The sequence below is a fragment of the Stenotrophomonas sp. YJH_SMC_94-11 genome, assembly GCF_059370435.1.
This window is the reverse complement of record NZ_JCAFTR010000001.1, coordinates 36,664-56,215: the sequence shown is the minus strand read 5'-3', so window position 1 is coordinate 56,215 and position 19,552 is coordinate 36,664. Positions and strand designations below refer to the sequence as shown.

At 65.8% G+C, this 19,552-nt stretch carries 19 protein-coding genes; 6 read left to right on the top strand and 13 right to left on the bottom strand.

Annotated features, from left to right (window positions below; translation table 11 throughout):
* Position 1: 1 nt before the first annotated feature.
* From AC5P74_RS00220 to AC5P74_RS00210, 3 genes are all read right to left on the bottom strand, one after another.
* On the bottom strand, positions 2-739 hold the full coding sequence (locus AC5P74_RS00220) for a retron Ec48 family effector membrane protein (RefSeq protein ID WP_171956229.1): 738 nt from the start codon (positions 737-739) through the stop codon (positions 2-4).
* Complete coding sequence (locus tag AC5P74_RS00215; RefSeq protein ID WP_428986919.1) at positions 736-1,917, bottom strand: reverse transcriptase family protein; 1,182 nt, start codon at positions 1,915-1,917, stop codon at positions 736-738. The genes AC5P74_RS00220 and AC5P74_RS00215 overlap by 4 nt, the downstream gene beginning before the upstream one ends.
* A gap of 376 nt (positions 1,918-2,293) precedes the next feature.
* On the bottom strand, positions 2,294-3,202 hold the full coding sequence (locus AC5P74_RS00210; protein WP_346607697.1) for a LysR family transcriptional regulator: 909 nt from the start codon (positions 3,200-3,202) through the stop codon (positions 2,294-2,296).
* Positions 3,203-3,310: 108 nt separating this feature from the next.
* Here AC5P74_RS00210 and AC5P74_RS00205 point away from each other — a divergent pair, with 108 nt between their 5' ends.
* The 5 genes from AC5P74_RS00205 (at position 3,311) to AC5P74_RS00185 (ending at position 9,974) form a co-directional block, all read left to right on the top strand.
* Positions 3,311-3,700, top strand: a complete 390-nt coding sequence (locus AC5P74_RS00205; protein ID WP_053498809.1) for a RidA family protein — start codon at positions 3,311-3,313, stop codon at positions 3,698-3,700.
* A 203-nt stretch (positions 3,701-3,903) separates the two neighbouring features.
* Positions 3,904-4,242 carry a hypothetical protein gene (locus AC5P74_RS00200; protein ID WP_053498807.1) on the top strand — a complete coding sequence of 113 codons (339 nt, stop codon included), beginning with the start codon at positions 3,904-3,906 and terminating at the stop codon, positions 4,240-4,242.
* 56 nt (positions 4,243-4,298) lie between these two features.
* Entirely contained in the window at positions 4,299-5,552 is a 1,254-nt protein-coding gene (locus AC5P74_RS00195) for a TolC family protein (protein WP_346607696.1), read from the top strand.
* Positions 5,549-6,754, top strand: a complete 1,206-nt coding sequence (locus AC5P74_RS00190; protein WP_111128566.1) for an efflux RND transporter periplasmic adaptor subunit — start codon at positions 5,549-5,551, stop codon at positions 6,752-6,754. The genes AC5P74_RS00195 and AC5P74_RS00190 overlap by 4 nt, the downstream gene beginning before the upstream one ends.
* A gap of 10 nt (positions 6,755-6,764) precedes the next feature.
* Positions 6,765-9,974 carry an efflux RND transporter permease subunit gene (locus AC5P74_RS00185; protein WP_206620067.1) on the top strand — a complete coding sequence of 1,070 codons (3,210 nt, stop codon included), beginning with the start codon at positions 6,765-6,767 and terminating at the stop codon, positions 9,972-9,974.
* A gap of 127 nt (positions 9,975-10,101) precedes the next feature.
* On the opposite strand, the gene AC5P74_RS00180 is transcribed toward AC5P74_RS00185, so the two are convergent.
* From AC5P74_RS00180 to AC5P74_RS00140, 9 genes are all read right to left on the bottom strand, one after another.
* The gene (locus tag AC5P74_RS00180; protein ID WP_053498812.1) at positions 10,102-11,877 is read right to left on the bottom strand and encodes a DUF885 domain-containing protein; all 1,776 of its coding nucleotides are present in this window, start codon (positions 11,875-11,877) and stop codon (positions 10,102-10,104) included.
* Between the two features lie 282 nt (positions 11,878-12,159).
* Positions 12,160-12,507 (bottom strand): lipid-A-disaccharide synthase N-terminal domain-containing protein, encoded by a 348-nt coding sequence (locus AC5P74_RS00175; RefSeq protein WP_019661748.1) that lies wholly within the window; start codon positions 12,505-12,507, stop codon positions 12,160-12,162.
* Complete coding sequence (locus AC5P74_RS00170; protein ID WP_005420380.1) at positions 12,507-13,229, bottom strand: glycosyltransferase family 2 protein; 723 nt, start codon at positions 13,227-13,229, stop codon at positions 12,507-12,509. Before AC5P74_RS00170 ends, AC5P74_RS00175 begins: the two co-directional genes overlap by 1 nt.
* Before the next feature lie 90 nt (positions 13,230-13,319).
* Positions 13,320-14,285 carry an NAD-dependent epimerase/dehydratase family protein gene (locus AC5P74_RS00165; RefSeq protein WP_005420382.1) on the bottom strand — a complete coding sequence of 322 codons (966 nt, stop codon included), beginning with the start codon at positions 14,283-14,285 and terminating at the stop codon, positions 13,320-13,322.
* A gap of 45 nt (positions 14,286-14,330) precedes the next feature.
* Positions 14,331-15,065 (bottom strand): suppressor of fused domain protein, encoded by a 735-nt coding sequence (locus tag AC5P74_RS00160; RefSeq protein ID WP_206620068.1) that lies wholly within the window; start codon positions 15,063-15,065, stop codon positions 14,331-14,333.
* Between the two features lie 125 nt (positions 15,066-15,190).
* Positions 15,191-16,114 (bottom strand): ParB/RepB/Spo0J family partition protein, encoded by a 924-nt coding sequence (locus AC5P74_RS00155; RefSeq protein WP_053498800.1) that lies wholly within the window; start codon positions 16,112-16,114, stop codon positions 15,191-15,193.
* On the bottom strand, positions 16,114-16,911 hold the full coding sequence (locus tag AC5P74_RS00150) for a ParA family protein (RefSeq protein WP_005420387.1): 798 nt from the start codon (positions 16,909-16,911) through the stop codon (positions 16,114-16,116). The genes AC5P74_RS00155 and AC5P74_RS00150 overlap by 1 nt, the downstream gene beginning before the upstream one ends.
* A 112-nt stretch (positions 16,912-17,023) precedes the next feature.
* Entirely contained in the window at positions 17,024-17,662 is a 639-nt protein-coding gene (gene rsmG, locus AC5P74_RS00145; protein WP_005420388.1) for a 16S rRNA (guanine(527)-N(7))-methyltransferase RsmG, read from the bottom strand.
* A 39-nt stretch (positions 17,663-17,701) separates the two neighbouring features.
* Complete coding sequence (locus AC5P74_RS00140; RefSeq protein ID WP_061480448.1) at positions 17,702-18,301, bottom strand: 4'-phosphopantetheinyl transferase family protein; 600 nt, start codon at positions 18,299-18,301, stop codon at positions 17,702-17,704.
* Positions 18,302-18,385: 84 nt separating this feature from the next.
* On the opposite strand from AC5P74_RS00140, the gene AC5P74_RS00135 reads away from it, so the two are divergent.
* Positions 18,386-18,637, top strand: coding sequence for a GlsB/YeaQ/YmgE family stress response membrane protein (locus AC5P74_RS00135; RefSeq protein ID WP_005411656.1), 252 nt, complete (start codon positions 18,386-18,388; stop codon positions 18,635-18,637).
* Between the two features lie 72 nt (positions 18,638-18,709).
* Here the strand turns inward: AC5P74_RS00135 and xth are convergent, their stop codons facing one another.
* Entirely contained in the window at positions 18,710-19,477 is a 768-nt protein-coding gene (gene xth, locus AC5P74_RS00130; RefSeq protein ID WP_069138894.1) for an exodeoxyribonuclease III, read from the bottom strand.
* Positions 19,478-19,552 lie beyond the last annotated feature (75 nt).

The following is a 19,552-nucleotide window of genomic DNA, read 5'->3' as shown; positions in this document are numbered from 1 at the left end:
GCTATCGGTAGCTTCTTACTGGCCTGACCAGCACATACTCGGGCGGAGCAAAAACCCTGCAAAGGATGACCAAAAACTCTACAACTTCATCCTCTGTCTCTAGGAAATCGATTCGTGCATTCCGCTCCATCGTGATATGCAACGAAGCTAGTGCGTCGATCAAGCGCCGCCTGTGGTCATCGAAGAGGAATTCATTCTTCTTCGATGAATAGCGCCTAGATGACTCGTTTATGACTTCAAAAACCTCAGCGACATGACTTGTGAAAACACTTGCCGCGAAGCGCTCATTAACGTGACTCCTGGGAAACATCAATTCGTATATTGCAAATATGTCAATATTTCCAGCCACCAACCTCGGACGCCTTGCAATCTCAGATGCGATGAATTTTTCAAAGAATGCAATATGTGAGATCGCGTTTCCTAGCATGCCCACCTGGGATGCAGTGAGGTAGCTTCTGATTGCCAAGTATGCGCCTGAAACAATCACGAGCAGGGACGCAACAGCGGCACCGGCCTTGACAACCTCAATCTGAGGGGCCATTAGCTCCCCCAAAAAGCTAAAGCAATCTGGGGCATCTATACAGATTTCATATTGCCAATAGTGTCGAGCGAGTGCCATTGATACAAGCACAGCCACAAGTACTGATAGTCCAACAACGACAGCAATGGCAGAAAGCAGGTGTTTTGCGATGAACCGATCCACCTGGTTCACCATATTTCCGGAGAGTAGAGATTTCATTTTGGCCGCTTGAACTCCGGTCTATAGTGCTGGCGCATATAGCGCCGAAGAGTTTTAGCCCACCGCGGGTTCTCTGCACCTATAAGATCCAACCGGGCCATGAGAACATTGAATTTCCGCCAGTACCAAACCCCCGACTTTTTGATGTCGTAGTCAGCCCTCAGCTTATGCGCAACATTCGTCGATATTTTATAGTCGTCAAAACTTGGAAGCGGCGAGACGGCCTTCAATTTTTCTAGCGAAGAAGCATGGGAAGCGCTCCCTACCCTGGACAACTTATTTATTAACCCCATTGACCTGTAGTACCGCCGCCTAAAGCCATGCGACCTTCGCCCTTCCTCCTGTGCATCCAAGATCGTTTGCCGCCCAACCCGCTTAATTCTCGCTACTTCGGCCTTCGGAAGTACAGGCGAACGATTCGCAACATTCAGTCCATGGACCACCAAGGGTTCGAGACCAGAAATCCTCGCTGAAGTCTTGGCCTCATTTATGGACAAGCCCTTAGACAGCAACAGGTTATCAACCATCCTCACAATTGGCGCATAGTCAAAGGATGCCACCTTAGATGAGATAGTTATGTCGTCCACATAACGCGTATAAGTAAGCCCCTTGTACTCAAGATTTCTTACTAACTTAGATTCAATATCGTATATGGAAATAAGCGCCAGATAGCTCGATGTAATGCCGCCTTGCGGCAACACTCCCTCGCGAGTGCATAGGTCCGCCAACAAGACCGCAGGGCTTCGACTCCAGGCCAATTGCCTAGTCATTGTTTCGACAATGATCTCGTGTGTAACATTATCGAAAAAATTTCGAATATCCAGCTTCAGAAGAGAGTGCGCTCCACAGTGTTTCGCGGCGCATGCCACATGATCGCGGCTATCACCAGCAGGAAGGGCTTTTTTATGTATGCCGCCAAATATGTGTGCCGGCCATTTAATTACAGCGGGATTCTTAAAAAACCGATTTGCGATTCGACTTTGAACTAGCCGAACGTCCCGCGCCGGATTGTAAACCCGTCGCGGAAGGCCATCAGACTTGATTGGAGCATCTACCGATCTGTAGTTGGTCGTGGAGGCACGACTGGCAACATCGCGCAAGAAAGTCTCAGTGAGTCCAAGCGCTACTGAAAAGGTGGCGACTGTCCGAATCGGCCCCGCAGTTCCTCGAAGCGACATACTCTCAACATTCCTTTGTTTCTTGCACTGCTCGATAAGGAAAATCGCAGTGCTGCAATTTGGAGGCACACCTAGCCAGCTCTTGATCCAGAACCGCAGAGAGGTCGGATACCACTTTCATCAACTTCGAAGGAGGCAACAGCTGTCCGACCTCCCGGCTAGGATGCCCATCCCCCGCTCCTGAGGAACGAAGGGCGGGAGACTCATGGGAGTTTCCCGGCGAAGCCCAATCGGGCGCTCGACGCCAATTTGCGACGCCAAGCAAAGCCACTTCGAAATACAAGTTGACTGCAATGGACGGCCCTACGGGCCGCGCAGGATCTATTTATCACGTGAATTTCACGGATGCAACGAGTTTGAGATAGGCAGAGAGATTTCAAGATCTCGGCAGAGGACCCAACGCTTCCACCACCCAATCGATGAACACCCGCAACCGCTGGCTCATGTGCCGGTTCGGCGGGAACATCACATGCATCGGCATCGGCGGCAGCTGCCAGTCCTGCAGCAGCGGCAGCAGCTCACCACGTGCTAGATGCGGCGCGGCCATATAGCTTGGCAGTGCGACCACGCCCAGGCCCGCCAGCGCCGCAGCCAGATACGCATTGCCATCATCGAAACCGACCGTGTAGCGGCCCTGCACTTCTACGCGCTCATCGCCGCGCTGTGCGCTGAATACTCTCGCCCGGCCACTGCGCGGGCTGAGGAAGCCGACCATGTGGTGGTCCGGCCCTTCCAGCGCGCGCGGATCGGTCGGCAAGCCGAAACGCTGCACATAGCCGGGGCTGGCGTGGAAACCGATCGGCAGCGCCGCCAGCGGCCGCGCCACCAGCGCCGGGTCGGCCGGGGTGCCGCCGCGGATCACGCAGTCGACGTTGTCGGCGATGACGTCAACCTCGCGGTCGCTGACGCCGATGTCCAGCTGGATCTCCGGGTAGCGCGCCTGGAAATCCGGCAGTGCCGGCACCAGCCGCAACCGCGCGTAGGGTCCGGGCACATCCACCCGCAGGCGGCCGCGCGGCTGGCTGGCTGCGTCACCCAGCCCGCCCTCCACCTCTTCCAGCTCGGCCAGCAGGCGGGCGATGCGCGGGTAGTAGGCCGCACCGTCGGCGGTGACGCTGACCCGGCGCGTGGTGCGGTTGAGCAGGCGCAGCCGCAGGTGTGCCTCCAGCTGCTGCACCTGCTGGGTGACCGTGGTGCGGCTGATCTGCAGGGTCTGCGCGGCGCGGGTGAAGCTGCCGGTTTCCACAACCCGGGCAAAGGCCCGCATCGCCTCGAAACGGTCCATGGCGGGCCATGATTGTTTGGGATTGGCAATCAATCTAGGCCGATCATCGCGGTTTATCCAGACAGCACTGGCGCGGAGGATGGCGTTCTCTCCCACGGATTCCTTCCCATGTCACAGCGTGATGTCGTTTTCCCCACCGGCCGCCAGGCCCTGTACGAGCGCAACCGCTACTCGCCGGCGATCCGATCCAGCGGTTTCCTGTTCGTCTCCGGCCAGGTCGGCAGCCGCGAGGACGGCTCGCCCGAACCGGACTTCGAAACCCAGGTGCGCCGCGCCTTCGAGAATCTCAATGCGGTGTTGGCTGCCGCCGGCTGCACCTTCGATGACGTGATCGACGTGACCGTGTTCCTGGTCGATCCGGAGAAGAACTTCGAGAAGGCCTGGGCGATCGTGCCCGAGTACTGGGGCGAGGCGCCGCACCCGACCCTGACCGGTATCGGTGTGACCTGGCTGTATGGGTTCCAGTTCGAGATCAAGGTGATCGCGAAGCTGCCGTGACCCGGGTAGTGCCGGCCGCTGGCCGGCAACGCGGTGGGGTCGAAAGGCGTGTCGACCAAGGTCGACACCCACCAAGGCAGGAGGTCCGCACCCACCAGGGCAGGATGCCCCCAGGCCCTCCACCTGAACGGGAGATTCCGACGAATTCCCGAGGCGGCCATTGATATTGTATCCGGCGAAAATCGCTTGCTAGCCTCCCTTCCATGCGCCGGATCACCCGCCAACTGCGTACGTACCTGATGATGCTGCTGATGGCGGCGTTCGTGGTCGTGCCGGTGGCCGACGTGCTGGCCTGCGCGGTCGAACCGCACGACACCACTGCGGTGCACGTGGAAAGCAACGCCAACGATGCCGAGGGTGACAGTGACAGCAAGCACGCCGGTGCCTGCAGCCACAACCACTGCCACCACTCCAACCTGAGCCTGCCGGCCAGCACCCTCGCCGCCTTCGGTGCGCCGCTGCCGGCGCGCTGGATGAATGCCGGCGACGCGGCGACCTATGCGGTCGCCCAGGATGAATTGACGCGTCCCCCCCGGGCGTGAGTTGAGCGCGTCCCGCGATTGCGGGCTCCCGTTTCACTCACAACCGGAATCCCCCTATGTCGATCCTGACACCTCGGTCGCTGCGTGCGGCCGGGCGGGTCGTCGCCGTGTTGCTGGGCCTGGCCCCGGCGGCAGCGGTGATGGCGCAAGCCGCCCCTTCCTACGACACCCTGCTTGAACGCCTGGACCAGCTGCCCGGCACCCGCGTCGGTGCGGCGCTGGCCGAGGCCGCCGACGCGCGCGCCGACCAGGCCCGCGCACTGCCCAACCCTTCCCTGTCCTGGTCGGCCGAGAACGCCTGGGGCACCGGCTCCTATGGCGGCATGGGCAAGGCCGACAGCGTGCTTACCCTGTCCCAGCCATTGGAGGTCTGGGGCCAGCGCGGCGCGCGCGTCCGTGCGGCCCGCGCCGAGGCACAGGCGGCCAACCTGCGTGGCACGCAGAGCCGCAGCGATGTGGCCAGCCAGCTGGCGGTGGTCTACGCACAGGCGGAAAGTGCACTGCGCCGCTACACCCTGGCCGAAGAGGCACTGAGCCTCACCCGCGATGACGCCAACGCCGTCAACGCGATGGTCAAGCAGGGCCGCGAACCGCAACTGCGCGCGGTGCAGGCGCAGAGCGAAGTGGCCAACGCCAACGCCGCGCTGGATGAAGCGCAAGCCTTCCGCGATGCCGCGCTGGCACGCCTGGCCGGTGCTGCACTGCTGGATGCGCCGGTGCAGTCGATCGGCGACAGCCTGCTCGACCGTGCGCCGCCGCTGCCACGCGGGGCCACCGATACCGCACTGGCGGTGCGCATCGCTGAAGCCGAAGCCGATGCGGCGGGCAAACTGGTCGAGGTGGAGCGCAAGCGCGCCCTGCCCGACCTCAGCGTCACCGCCGCGCAGACCCGCTTCCGCGAGGGCGGCGAGCGTGCCTACAACCTCGGGCTCAGCCTCAGCATCCCGCTGTTTGACCGCAACCGCGGTGGCATCCGCGCCGCCAATGCCGATCAGCGCGCGGCCGAAGCGCGCCTGGACCAGCAGCGCCGCGACAGCGAGGCGGCACGCCTCTCCGCCGTGGCCGGTTTGAAGGCCGCCGGCAGCCGAACCCGCGCCGCCGATGAAAGCGTGGTCGCCGCCGAAGAGGCGTATCGCCTGGCCCGCATCGGCTTCGACGCCGGACGCATCTCGCAGCTGGAACTGCGCAGCACGCGCAGCGCTCTTATCGCCGCCCGCGCCGCCGCCGTGGATGCGCGCCTGTCGCGCGTCGGCGCGGAAATCGATCTTGCCCGCCTTGAAGGGCGCGCACCCTTTGTGGAGGCCCCATGACTCTCTCCCGTACTTTTCCGCTGATCGGCGGCATGCTGCTGACTGTGTTGCTGGCCGGCTGCGCTGGCAACGCGCAGACACCTGCCAATGAAGACCCCGCTGCGACCAAGGCCGGCACCGACGACAGCCATGGCCACGCGCCCGGCAGCAAGGAAGCCAAGGCCGAATCCGCGAAGACGCCGGCAGACACCGATGAAGGCGTGGTACCGCTGACCCCTGAGCAGATCAAGGCGTCCGGTATCGAAGTGGTTGCCGTCGGTCGCGGCGGTGGCGGTTCCACCCGCCTCGCCGGTCGGGTGGAACCCTCGGTCGGTGCCCGTGCCTCGGTGGCCTCGACCGTGACCGGCCGCGTCGAGCGCGTACTGGTCGCGCCGGGCACGGCGGTGAAACAGAACCAGGCGCTGGCCATCGTGGTCAGTGGCGAGGCAGCGGTGTTCCGCGCCAATGCGCTGGCCGCATCCGCCGAAGCCGAGGCCGCACGCCTGGCCTATGGCCGCGACAAGGCACTGGTCGACCAGGGCGTGGTCGCCCGCCAGGAGCTGGAAGCCTCGCGTGCGCGTTCGCTGGCGGCACAGGCCCAGGCCGCTGCCGCACAGGCACAGGCCGCCGCCAACGGTGCGCCCGATGCCAGTGGACGCGTGCGCATCACCAGCCCGGTGGCCGGCATCGTCGGCAACGTGCAGGTCACACCGGGCGGTGTGGTCGCCGCCGGCAGTGCGGTGGCCGACGTCGCCGACCCGTCGATGAACGAGCTGGTGTTCACCGCACCGCCAGCGCTGGCTGCACAGGTCATGCCCGGCATGAAGCTGGAAGTGAGCGTGCCGGGTGGCAGCTTCACCGCTACCGTCACCGGTTCGGCCGCCGATGTACGGCAGCAGGGCGGCGTCGCAGTGATCCGCGCCACGCCGGTGGATGCATCGCTGCCGCCGGCCGGTTCGCCGGTATCGGCCGTGGTGGTCACCGAAGGCCAGGACGGCTCGCTCAGCGTGCCCGCCGATGCGGTGCAGAACGTCGACGGAAGCAGCGCGGTGTTCGTCGCCGTCGAAGGTGGCTTCAAGGCGCAGCCCGTGCTGGCCGGGCGCCGTGCCGGTGACCGCATCGAGATCCTCGGTGGCCTGAGCGGCAACGAGCGCATCGTCGGTGCCAACGCCTTCCTGCTCAAGGCCGAGCTGGCCAAGGGCGAAGCCGAGCACGGCCACTGAGGAGGCGATCATGTTCAAGCTGATCATTGAAACAGCGGTGCGCCACCGCTGGCTGGTGGTGTTCATGGCGGCGCTGATCGCCGCCGTGGGCCTGTTCCAGCTGGGCAAGCTGCCGATCGACGCCGTGCCGGACATCACCAACCGCCAAGTGCAGATCAACACGGTGGCCCCGGCGCTGACCCCGGAGCAGATCGAACGGCAGGTGACCTATCCGCTGGAAACCGCGCTGGCCGGCATTCCCGGCCTGACCACCACGCGTTCGCTGTCGCGCAATGGCTTCTCGCAGGTCACCGCGATCTTCACCGATGCCACCGACATCTACTTCGCCCGCCAGCAGGTGGCCGAACGCATGCGCGAGGCATCGGAAGACCTGCCCGATGGTGCGTCGCCGATGCTGTCGCCGGTCACCACCGGCCTCGGCGAGGTGCTGATGTGGACGGTGGACTTCACCGCGTTCGATCCGACCAGGCTGGCCAAGCCCGGTGAAGCCGGCTGGCAGGCCGGCGAGGTCTACCGCACGCCGGAAGGCAACCTGCTGCGCACGCCGGAAGAGCGCGCGACCTACCTGCGCACCGTGCAGGACTGGATCATCGCGCCGCAGATGCGCTCCAGCCCGGGGCTGGCCGGTGTCGATACGGTCGGCGGCTACGTCAAGGAATACGGCGTGCATCCGGACAGCGCCAAACTGGCCGCGCATGGCCTCGGCCTGGCCGACCTGGTTACCGCCCTGCAGCGCTCCAACGTGCAGGCCGGCGCCGGCTTCGTGCAGCGTGCCGGCGAAGGCCTGGTGGTGCGTGCCGATGGCCTGGCGCTGACCACCGAGGATCTTGCACAGGCGCCGGTGGCCACCCGCAATGGCGCGGTGGTGCGCGTGGCCGATGTAGCCACCGTGGAACTGAGCCGCGCGCCGCGCCTGGGTGCAGCCAGCCGCAATGGCCACGAGGCCGTGCTGGGCACCGCGCTGATGATTGCCGGTGGCAACAGCCGCACCGTGGCGCAGGCTGCGGCCGCACGTCTGGAACAGGTGAACACCTCGCTGCCGGCCGACATCGTGGCCGCACCGGTGCTGGACCGCAGTGTGCTGGTCAATTCCACCATCAAGACCGTGGCCCGGAACCTCACCGAGGGCGCGCTGCTGGTGGTGGTGGTGCTGTTCCTGCTGCTGGGCAACCTGCGCGCGGCCACCATCACCGCGCTGGTGATTCCGCTGTCGTTCCTGTTCGCGGTGATCGGCATGAACCGCTTCGGCATCAGCGGCAACCTGATGAGCCTGGGTGCACTGGACTTCGGCATCCTGGTGGACGGTGCGGTGATCGTGGTCGAGTCGACGCTGCTGATGCTGGGCCAGCGCCGCGCCGAACTGGGCCGGGCGCTGACCGCGATGGAACGGCTGCGCGTGGCCGCCGATTCCGCGCTGAAGATGGCGCGCCCGGCGGCGTTCGGCCAGCTGATCATCCTGCTGGTGTTCGCGCCGATCCTCACCCTGGAAGGTGTGGAGGGCAAGACGTTCCACCCGATGGCGGCGACCTTCATGCTGGCCCTGGTCGGTGCCTTCCTGTTCTCCTTCACCTTCGTGCCGGCGATGACGGCGCTGCTGGTGCGCGAGCCGAAGCTGAAGGACGCCGATGCACATGCGGACGACGGCGAGCACGAGACCAGGCTGATACGCGTGCTGCGCGCGCGCATCGAGCCGGTGATCCGCAAGGCCGTGGCGCATCCGCGCACGGTAGTGGCCAGTGCGGTGATGATGGTGGTGGTGGGCATCGGCTCGTTCTCGCTGCTGGGCCGCGAGTTCATGCCGACGCTGGACGAAGGCAACGTGGCGATGCAGGCGTTGCGCGTGCCGTCGACGTCGCTGGAGCAGTCACTGGCCATGCAACTGGCGTTGGAAAAGGTGATTGCCAAGCAGCCGGAAGTGGAGACCGTGTTCTCGCGTACCGGTACCGCCGAGGCGGCGATCGATCCGATGCCGACCAACATCTCCGACAGCGTGATCGTGCTGAAGCCACGCAAGGACTGGCCCGATCCGAAGTTGGCCAAGGACGCGCTGGTGGCCCGTTTCGAAAAGCTGGCCGGGCAGCAGCTGGGCAACAGTTTCGAGTTCAGCCAGCCGATCGAGCTGCGCTTCAACGAGCTGATTTCCGGCGTGCGTACCGACCTGGCCGTAATGATCTTCGGCGATGACTTCAGCCAGCTGCAGAAGGTGGCCGACCAGGTGGCGCTGAAGCTGCGTGCGGTGGATGGCGCGGCCGACGTGCGGGTGGAACAGATCTCCGGCCTACCCACGCTGAACGTGGCGATCGATCATGTGGCGGCGGCGCAGTACGGGCTGACTGCGGCGGATGTGAGTGATGCACTGTCCACCGGCATCGGCGGTACTGCGGCGGGCAAGATCTTCGAAGGCGACCGCCGCTTCAACGTGGTGGTGCGCCTGGACGATGCCGCGCGCAACGATCCGGACCAGCTGGCCTCGCTGCCGATCGCCACGCCGTCGGGGTTGGTGATTCCGCTGTCGTCGGTTGCGCGCATCACGGTCAGCGAAGGGCCGAATCAGATCAGCCGCAACAACGGCAGCCGCCGCGTGGTGGTGCAGGCCAACGTGCGTGGCCGCGACCTGGGCGGCTTCGTCGGCGAAGCGCAGGCCGCAGTAGCCGACGTGGCACTGCCGCCGGGTGCCTACCTGACCTGGGGTGGCCAGTTCGAGAACCTGCAGCGCGCGGAAAAGCGGCTGGCGACGGTGGTACCGGTAGTGTTCCTGCTGATCGGCAGCCTGCTGTTCATGGCCCTGCGCAGCGGCAAGGAAGCCATTCTGGTGTTCAGCTGCGTGCCGTTGGCGCTGGTCGGCGGCATCCTCGCGCTGCTGCTGCGGGGCATGCCGTTCTCGGTATCGGCAGCGGTCGGCTTCATCGCCGTGTCCGGCGTGGCGACCTTGAATGGCCTGGTGCTGATGCAGGCGATCCGCGAACGCCTGGATGCCGGCGACCTGCCGCTGCAGGCGGCGATCAATGGTGCCTCCAGCCGCATCCGAGCAGTGCTGACCACGGCGCTTGTGGCGATCGTCGGCTTCATTCCGATGGCGATCGCCAGCGGCTCCGGCGCGGAAGTGCAGAAACCGCTGGCGACGGTGGTGATCGGTGGCCTGATCACCGCCACCGTGCTGACCCTGCTGGTGCTGCCGACGTTTGCGGCACGCGTGGCCAAGCCGCGGGCGGTGGGGTGAGGTTGGGGGTCGGATCCCCGCCCTTCGGGCGGGGCTCTGACCCGATCGCATCACGCTCGCCGGGCATGGCCCGGCGCTACCACCGCGCATTCTGGTAGCGCCGGGCCATGCCCGGCGACGCGTCGGGTCAGGCCTTCTTGCGCTCGGCGATGTAGGCCTGGATCTGCTGTTCCAGCACCGGCAGCGGCACCGAGCCCTGCTTGAGCAGAGTGTCGTGGAAGCCCTTGATGTCGAACTTGTCGCCCAGCTCCTTCTCGGCCTGCGCACGCAGGCGCACGATGGCGATCTCGCCCAGCTTGTAGCTCAGCGCCTGGCCCGGCCAGGAAATGTAGCGGTCCACTTCAGTGGTCACTTCATGCTCGCTCAGCGCGGTGTGGTCACGCAGGTAGGCCAACGCCTGTTCGCGGGTCCAACCCTTGCTGTGCACGCCGGTGTCGATCACCAGGCGCGCGGCGCGCCACATCTCATAGGTCAGCCGACCGAAATCCTCGTACGGGGTTTCGTAGATGCCCATCTCCACGCCCAGCTTCTCGCAGTACAGCGCCCAGCCTTCGCCATAGGCGGAGATGTAGGCGTTGCGGCGGAACTCCGGCAGGTTCTTCTGCTCGGCGGCGATCGCGCCCTGCAGCGAATGGCCCGGATCGGATTCATGCAGGGTCAGCGCCGGCAGGTTGTACAGCGGGCGCGACGGCAGGTTGTAGGTGTTGAGCCAGTAGGTACCCATGCCACCGCGGCCGGCCGTCCAGAACGGTGCAATGTCCGGTGGCACCGGCACGATGGTGAAGCGCGCGCGCGGCAACGTCATGTACTTGCCGAGCTGGCCGTCCGCCCGCTTGGAAATCCACGCGGCGCGCGACAGCAGCTCTTCCGGCGTCTTCGCATAGAACTGCGGATCGGTACGCAGGAAGGTCAGGAACTCGGCGAAGCTGCCCTTGAACTTCACCTGCTTGATGATGTCGTTCATCTCGCCCTGGATGCGTGCGACTTCCTCCAGGCCGATGCGGTGGATCTCGTCCGGCGACAGGTCCAGCGTGGTGTACTCGTGGATCTGCTGCCTGTAGTAGGCCTTGCCATCGGGCATCGCTTCGGCGGCCAGGGTGGTGCGCGCCTGCGGCACGTACTCGTTGACGAAGAAGGTGCGCAGCTGCTGGAACGCCGGCACTACCTTGCCGCTGATCGCTTCACGCGCCTGCGCCTGCAGCCTGGCCTGTTCGGCGGCCGGGATGCTGTTGGGCAGCTTCTTGAACGGCGCGTACAGCGGCGATTCGGTCGGGTCCTTCAGTTCGGCGACGGTGGCGATGGACACTTCGCGGCCATCCAGCACCGCGCGCGGCACGCTGAAGCCGCGCTTCAGGCCGGCGCGCATGTTCTCGGTCTGCTGGCCGAAGTAACGCGGCACATCGTTCAGCCGTGCGATGTAGTTCTGGTAGTCCTGCACGGTCTTCATCTCGCGCCGGGCCATGAAGGACAGGTTGGACCAGAACGAGGAATCGGCGTTGAACGGCATTTCGTAGCCGCGCAGGCGCGTCTCTTCGGCCAGGTTGAACACCTGGTCGCGGTAGATCGCGTAGTTGACCTGGTTGTCCGGCGACAGGGTCTTCGGGTCGATCTTCTTCAGCGCGGCCAGGGTCTCGTCCCAGACCTTCAGGCGCGCCTGCTGCGCGGCCGGGCCGATGTCGGGCATGCGGGTGGCGTTGGCCGGGGCGTCTTCGTCCTCGCTGGCTTCACCACCTCCCTGCTGGCGCCACTTCCATTCCTTCTCGTACAACGCGCGGAAGGCGGCATCCGCGGGCGATTCGGTGGCCACGCTGGCGGGCGCGGCGGCGGCGGCGGGCGCAGCGGCCAGGGCCACGGTGGGGGCGGACAGGGCGATCAACAGGGCAACGGCAAGACGGGTTTTCACGAGCACAGGTTCCCGGGAAGGCAGACCCCGATCATGGCACCGCCCACGGCCCGTGGCATGGGACGAAGGTCCTGCCTGCAGCGCAGGCAGGAGCGGGAACCGGCCGCTCTGGTAGATGCCAACCTTGTTTGGCACACGGGGAAACCCAGCGCCGACCAAGGTCGGCATCTACCAGGGCACCGCCGCTGAACATGCAGTAGATCCACGCCATGCGAGGATGCGCCGGGGATCCTGACAGGGGTCAGAGCCCTTTCCAGTGGAAAGGGATCCGACCCCGCAGCCTCAGTGACTGGCCTTGTCCCGCTTCCAGCCGCGGTGCTTGATGTCCAGGTGCAGGCTGTACAGCGCGGTGAACGCCGGGAACAGGTTCTGCAGTACACCCACCGAGTCCTGCTTGGCCGAGAACAGGAAGTAGCTCAGGGTCATCAGGCTGCCGAGCACGCTCATGTACCAGAACAGGCGCGGTATGACGGGTTTGCCGGCGCGCTTGGAGGCGATGAACTGGACCAGCCAGCGGCCGCCGAACATCAGTGCGCCGGTGTAGCCGATCAGCTTCCAGCCGGTCACATGCAGGCCGGTCCAGTACAGCCAGGTCAGGGGCTGATCCAGCCAGTGCAGCTCCAGATCCATCAGCGCTCCTCCACCGCGGTGCGCTTGCTTCGGGTGATCAGCCAGGCTACGCCACGCAGGTCGCGGATGCCGACCAGCGCGCGGCCGAGGTTGTTGTACTTGGACACGCCGGCGGTACGGTGGCGGTGATTGACCGGCACGCTGGTGGTCTTCCAGCCGGCACGCTGCATCAGCGCCGGCAGGTAACGGTGCATGTGGTCGAAGTACGGCAGGTCGAGGAACGCGCTGCGTTCGAACAGCTTGATGCCGCAACCGGTGTCGGGCGTGTCGTCGCGCAGCATGCGCGCACGGATGGCGTTGGCCCATTTGCTGGCCCAGCGCTTGCTGCCGCTGTCCTGGCGGTTGACGCGCCAGCCGGCGAACAGCTTCACCTGCGCCTCGGCGGCGTCGCGTGCGGCAAGCAGCTTGGGAATATCGGCCGGATCGTTCTGGCCATCGCCATCCAGGGTGGCGATCCACGGCGCGCGCGCGTGCTTGACGCCGGTGCGCACCGCCGTGCTCTGCCCGCTCTGGTTCACATGGTGCAGCACGCGCAGTTCCGGGGTGGTTGCCTTCAATCCCTGCAGCACCGCCAGGGTGTCATCACGCGAGTGGTCGTCGATGTAGACGATCTCGAACGGCAGCCGGCCACGCAGCGCAGCGGTGATTTCGGCGACCAGCGGGGCAACATTGTCGCGCTCGTTGAACACCGGGACGACAACGGAAAGCTCGGGTTGGCTCATAAGGCACTCGGCCAAAGGGGGGACAAAGACCGCGCATTCTCCGAAACCGAGGTTATCCGAAGATGAACCCGGCGGCGTGAGGATCCTTCCTCAGGCGCGATCGCCAAAATACTCGCGGCACCACTGCACCACAGGCGGCAGGCCTTGTTCGATCGGGGTCACCGCATCGAAGCCGAAAGCGTCATGTGCGCGCCGGGTATCGGCCATCGTGCGCACCATGTCGCCGGGCTGCATGGGCTTGTAGACCTTCTGCGCAGGGCGGCCGGCGGCCTGCTCGATCACGCTGATGAAGCGCTCCAGCTCGACCGGTGTATGGTTGCCGAGGTTGAACACCCGGTGCGGCACCGGACCGTCGGCCGGATGCGCGAGGGCGCCGAGGATACCGGATACGATGTCGGAGACATGTGTGAAATCGCGCTGCATGCGGCCTTCGTTGAACACGTCGATCGGCCGACCGGCCAGCACCGCGCGCGAGAACAGCAGCGGTGCCATGTCCGGCCGGCCCCACGGGCCATACACGGTGAAGAATCGCAGCCCGGTGGCATGCAGGCCGTACAGCTGCGCGTAGGTGTAGGCCATCAGCTCGTTGGCCGCCTTGGTCGCCGCGTACAGCGAGCGTGGCTGGTCCACGCGCTGGTCTTCGGAGAACGGCGGCGTGGCCGAATCGCCGTAGACCGAACTGCTGGAGGCATACACCAGGTGCTGCACGCCACGGTGGCGGCACAACTCGAGCATGTTGACGAAGCCGACCAGGTTGCTGTCGACGTAGGCATGCGGGTTTTCCAGCGAATAGCGCACGCCGGCCTGCGCGGCCAGGTGGATCACCGCGGTCGGCCGCACCTCGTCGAACAGTGCGGCCAGGCCCTGCTGGTCGGTCAGGTCCAGGGTGCGCAGGTCCAGCGCCGGACACAGCGCGGCCACGCGGTCACGCTTGATCTGCGGGTCGTAGTAATCGTTGAAGTTGTCCAGGCCGACCACGGCCTGGCCGGCCTCCAGCAGCGCGCGGGCGGTGTAGGCACCGATGAAGCCGGCAGCGCCGGTGAGCAGGATGGTCATGGCAGGGGCCTGGGAACGAAGTTCAGGCCCCTGATGTTACCGGTCTCAGAACAAACCGAAACGCTTCTTCGCCACGTTGGTGCGGCCGGGCTCGATCACATCGTTGATCTGTTTCGCATCGAAGCGGTCGAGCAGGGCGTCGGCGCCCTTCTTCAGCTTCAGGTCCATCTCTTCGGGGTACAGCGGAACCAGGCTCATGAAGCTGATGGTATTGCCATCCTCCAGCTCCAGCGTGGCGAAGTCCTCCGGGGCGGTCACCGGCGGCAGCACGATGGCACCGTCGAAACCCACGCCCGGCGCATAGGGCTCGCTGGGATGGCCGTTGGGAATGGTGTGGCCGAAGCCCAGCCACGTGTCGTACTCGTGCGGCAACCGCGCCATGCCCTTCAGCAGGCGTACTGGCCAGTAGTTGCGCTCATCCTCGAAGGCGTCCTGCGTGACCGGCCAGTCGGCCGGCAGGGTCACCATCAGTTCCATGTAGCGCGGCACGTCCGCATCCACCTCGGCGGGCACGGTCATCGGCAGGTCGCTCATGCCGGAGGTGACCAGGCGCAGGTACGGGCAGTGGTCATTGGCCGGCACCACGTGCACGTCGATGTGCACCAGGTCGGAGATGATTTCATGGAAGACACCGGACACCGGTCCCAGGTGGTGTTCGATGTGGGCACTGATCGCCTCGATGTGCCGTTCTTCGCCGATGGCGAGCACAAAGTCCTTCTCACGGCGATGTACCAGTATCTGGGTGCCGTCCGGGCTGACGTCTTCGTAGTCGTTGCTCATGTCCTGCTCCCTGGATGAGGCCACGGGCCGGAAGACGGTGCATTCCGCGGTGCGCGTGGCAGTGCGTTCCCTGTCATTCGCCGGGCGCGGCAGGAACAGGCCGCCTCCCCGGCGCGGCGCCGGGCTCAGCCCTGGCGCGCGCGCAGTTTTTCCAGCACGCCGTCCAGGGTGTCCAGGTCGGTGTAGTGGATGATCAGCTTGCCCTTGCCGCCACGGCCGTGGCTGATCGCCACCTTGGCGCCGAGCGCTTCGGACAGCTCGGTTTCCAGCGAGGCGATGTCGGCCTGCTGCACCTTCGGCGAGGCCACCGGACGGCTGCTCGGCACCTTGCCGGCGGCGAAAGCCTGCGCGCGCCGCTCGACCTCGCGCACCGACCAGCCTTCGTCGGCCGCTTCCTGGGCCAGCTTGCCGGCCAGTTCGGGGGCCAGGGTCAGCAGCGCACGGGCATGCCCCATTTCCAGGCGGCGGGTTTCCAGCAGCAGGCGGATCGCCACTGGTAGTTCCAGCAGGCGCAGCAGGTTGGACACCGCCGCGCGCGAGCGGCCGACGGCCTCGGCGGCCTCGGCATGGGTGAGCGTGAACTCGCTGATCAGGCGCTGCAGCGCTTCGGCTTCCTCCAGCGGGTTGAGGTCTTCACGCTGGATGTTCTCGATCAGCGCCATCGCGATGACGGTGCGGTCTTCCAGCTCGCGCACCACCACCGGCACTTCGTCCAGCCCGGCCAGCTGCGATGCGCGCCAGCGGCGTTCACCGGCGACGATTTCGTAGTTGCCCGCCGGCAGCTGGCGCACCAGGATCGGCTGGATCACGCCCTGCGACTTGATCGAGTCGGCCAGCTCGGAGAGCTTGCCCTCATCCATCTCGCGGCGCGGCTGGTACTTGCCCGGCTGCAGCTGGCCAACCGGCAACTTGCGCAGCACTTCCCCCGGCAGCGGCTCGATCACCGCCGTGGTGGCCTGCACCTGGCTGACCGCGCCCTTCGGGCCCAGCAGCGCGTCCAGGCCACGGCCGAGGCCTCGCTTCTTGGCTGCCGGCTTGCTGCTGGTCATCAGACGGTCTCCACGGCCTTGGTGGCCTTGTTGCGTTCGTTGTTGCGGCGGATGATCTCGCCAGCCAGGCCCAGGTAGGCCACGCCACCGCGCGAGGCGCGGTCGTAGCCGACGATGCTCTGGCCATGGCTGGGTGCCTCGGCCAGGCGAACGTTGCGCGGCACGATGGTGCGGAACACGCGATCGCCGAAGTGCTCGGTGAGCTCGGCCGAGACCGCGTTGGCCAGGTTGTTGCGCACGTCGAACATGGTGCGCAGCACGCCTTCGATCTCCAGCGCCGGATTGAGGTTGGCACGCAGCGCTTCGATGGTTTCCACCAGCGCGCTCAGGCCTTCCAGGGCGTAGTACTCGCACTGCATCGGCACGATCACCGAATCGGCAGCGGCCAGCGCATTGAGCGTCAGCAGCGACAGCGCCGGCGGGCAGTCGATCAGGATGTAGTCGTACTCGTCGCGGATCGGTGCCAGCGCGCGCTTCAGCCGCTGCTCGCGCTCGCTCTGCGCCATCAGCTGGATCTCGGCGGCGGTCAGGTCGATGTTGCCGGGAAGCAGGTCGTAGCCTTCGGCGGTCTGCACGCGTACATCGGCGGCGCTGGACTCGCCCAGCAGCAGATCGTAGGTGGAGGCGGCCAGCTCACGCTTGTCCACGCCACTGCCCATGGTCGCGTTGCCCTGCGAATCGAGGTCGACCAGCAGCACGCGCTTGGGTGCGTTGGCCAGGGAAGCGGCCAGGTTGACGGCGGTCGTGGTCTTGCCGACGCCACCCTTCTGGTTGGCGATGGCGATGATGCGGGCCATGCGGGTGTGCCTCGTCGACGTGTGCTGGGACCGGTCATTATGCGTACAACCGGCCCCTTGCGGAAATCGTGGATCGCCAACCCGTTGTTGCACAAGGGGCTGGCGGCGGGAATCAAGGGCCTGTAACAGTGACCAGGTGGCGTTCGCCGGCCAGGCCGGGCACGCTCAGCGGGGTCACCTCGCGCACCTGCCAGCCAGCCGGCAGGTCCGCGATCTCCTCATGCGGGTAGACGCCCTTCATGGCCAGCAGCACGCCCCCCGGCCGCAGCAGGTGGCCACCGACGCGGACGATGCCGGCCAGGGTATCCATGGCACGGGCGGTCAACTGGTCATAACGGCCGGCCTCGTCCAGCGCCTCGGCGCGCGATTCGGCCACGCGCGCATTGCCCAGGCCGAGCTGGCGCACGGCCTCGCGCATGAAGCGCGCCTTCTTGCCATTGCTCTCGACCAGGGTCACCTGCAGGCCCGGGCAGGCGATGGCCAGCGGGATGCCGGGCAGCCCGGGCCCGGTGCCGAGGTCGGCCAGGCTGCCATCGGCCACGAACGGCTGCATCGCCAGCGAGTCGAGCAGGTGGCGGGTGACCATCTCCTGCGGGTCGCGGATGGCGGTGAGGTTGTAGGTGCCGTTCCAGCGGTGCAGCAGGGCCAGGTAGCGCAGCAGCGGCGGCGCCAGCGCGGCATCCAGGCCCATGCTGGCCAGGCCCTGTTCCAGCGTGGCAGCCACGCTGGCGGGAAGTGGGTGTTCGCTCATGCCGGCATTATCGCCGGTTTTGCGCGCTGATTCCCCGCCTCAGTGCGGATACCAGGCCAACGCCGCCCGGAACTGACCGGTGGCCTGCCATTCGTGCAGGTGCCAGCGCGCCGCCTCGCCCAGTTCCGGGTCGCACCAGCGCAGGTGCAGGGCGCCATCGGCCCCCGGCGCCAGCTGCAGGCGGTGCAGGCCGAACGAGATACCCTGGCCGTGCGCCTTCAGCATCGCTTCCTTGGCGCACCACACGCGGAAGAACCAGTGTTCGCGGTCGGCCTGGTCCAGGCTTTCCAGCCACGCCACCTCCTCCGGGTGGAAGAAGCGCTGCACGATCTCCAGCAGGCGGGCGCGCGGCCGCAGCAGTTCCAGGTCCACGCCCAGCCGCACGCCTTCGCCCAGCGCCACCAGCAGCACCTCGCCGCTGTGGCTCCAGCCGGTGCCGTAGTGGGCCAATGCGCCGCTCAGCTCCGGCCGGCCCTTGTCATCGCGGACCAGCGGCAGCGTCTCCGGATCGGCCCCGAGGGCCTGCGCCAGCACCTGCCGTGCCTGCGGTTCGCCGCGGTGGCCGGGCACGTGCGGGCGCCGCCAGACCGTCACCGGACCGAAGCGCCAAGGGCCATCGAGGGTGGCTGGCAGGCTCATCCGCACGCGCCCATCACGCAATTCCACGACGGGTTCACGGCCGTGCGCGTCAACTGGTCACCGTTCCCCACCGGAGGTTCGATCATGGGCATCATCATCTGGCTGATCGTCGGCGGCATCGTAGGCTGGCTGGCCAGCATCATCATGAAGCGCGATGCCCAGCAGGGCATCATCCTCAACATCGTGGTCGGCATCGTCGGCGCGCTGATTTCCGGCTGGCTGTTCGGCGGCGGCATCAACGAAGCGATCACCATTCGAACCTTCCTGTTCTCGCTGATCGGTGCGGTGATCCTGCTGGCGATCGTCAATCTGTTCACCCGCAAGAGCATACGGTGATCTGAGGGTAGTGCCGGCCGCTGGCCGGCAGATGTTCCAGAACGGGCCCGGCAATCGCCGGGCCTCGTTCATTCAACCGATCTGTACCCACGCCGGCGCATGGTCGCTCGGACGTTCCCAGGTGCGCGGCTCGCGGTCGATGCCCGAAGCCACCGCACCGCTCTTCAGCGCATCGGAGACGAGGGTCAGGTCGATGCGCAGGCCCAGGTTGCGACGGAAGCCGGCGGCGCGGTAATCCCACCAGCTGAAGGTGCCTGCCTCGTCGTTGTGCAGGCGGAAGCCATCGTGCAGGCCCAGCTGCAGCAGCTTGTTCAATGCGCCGCGCTCGGCGGTGGAGGTCAGGATGTGGTTGTCGTTCCACACCTCCGGGTCGTGCACGTCGCGTGCGTCCGGGGCAATGTTGAAGTCCCCCATCACGATCAGCTTCGGGTGGCGCTGCAGTTCTTCGGCGATCCAGGCATGCACCGCCTCAAGCCAGCGCAACTTGTACTCGTACTTGTCGGTACCGATGTCCTGGCCGTTGACCACGTACAGGTTGATTACCCGCAGGTCGCCGAAGGTACCGGCGATGACGCGCTTCTGCTCGTCCTCGAAGCCGGGAATGCCGATCTGCACGTCCTGTGCAGGCTCACGCGACAGCAGCGCCACGCCGTTGTAGGTCTTCTGGCCGGCGAACACGCTGCGGTAGCCGGCAGCGATCAGCGCAGAGTCGGGGAACTTGTGGTCCTCCAGCTTGGTTTCCTGGATACCGACGATGTCCGGGCCGAACTCCTTGAGCCACTGTTCCAGGTGCGGCAGGCGGACATTGAGCGAATTGACGTTCCACGAGGCGATTTTCATGCGGGCATTCTACCCGGGTGGCCGGGATGGGGCTCGGGCCGGATTCCCGTGTAGAGCCGAGCCCACGCTCGGCTG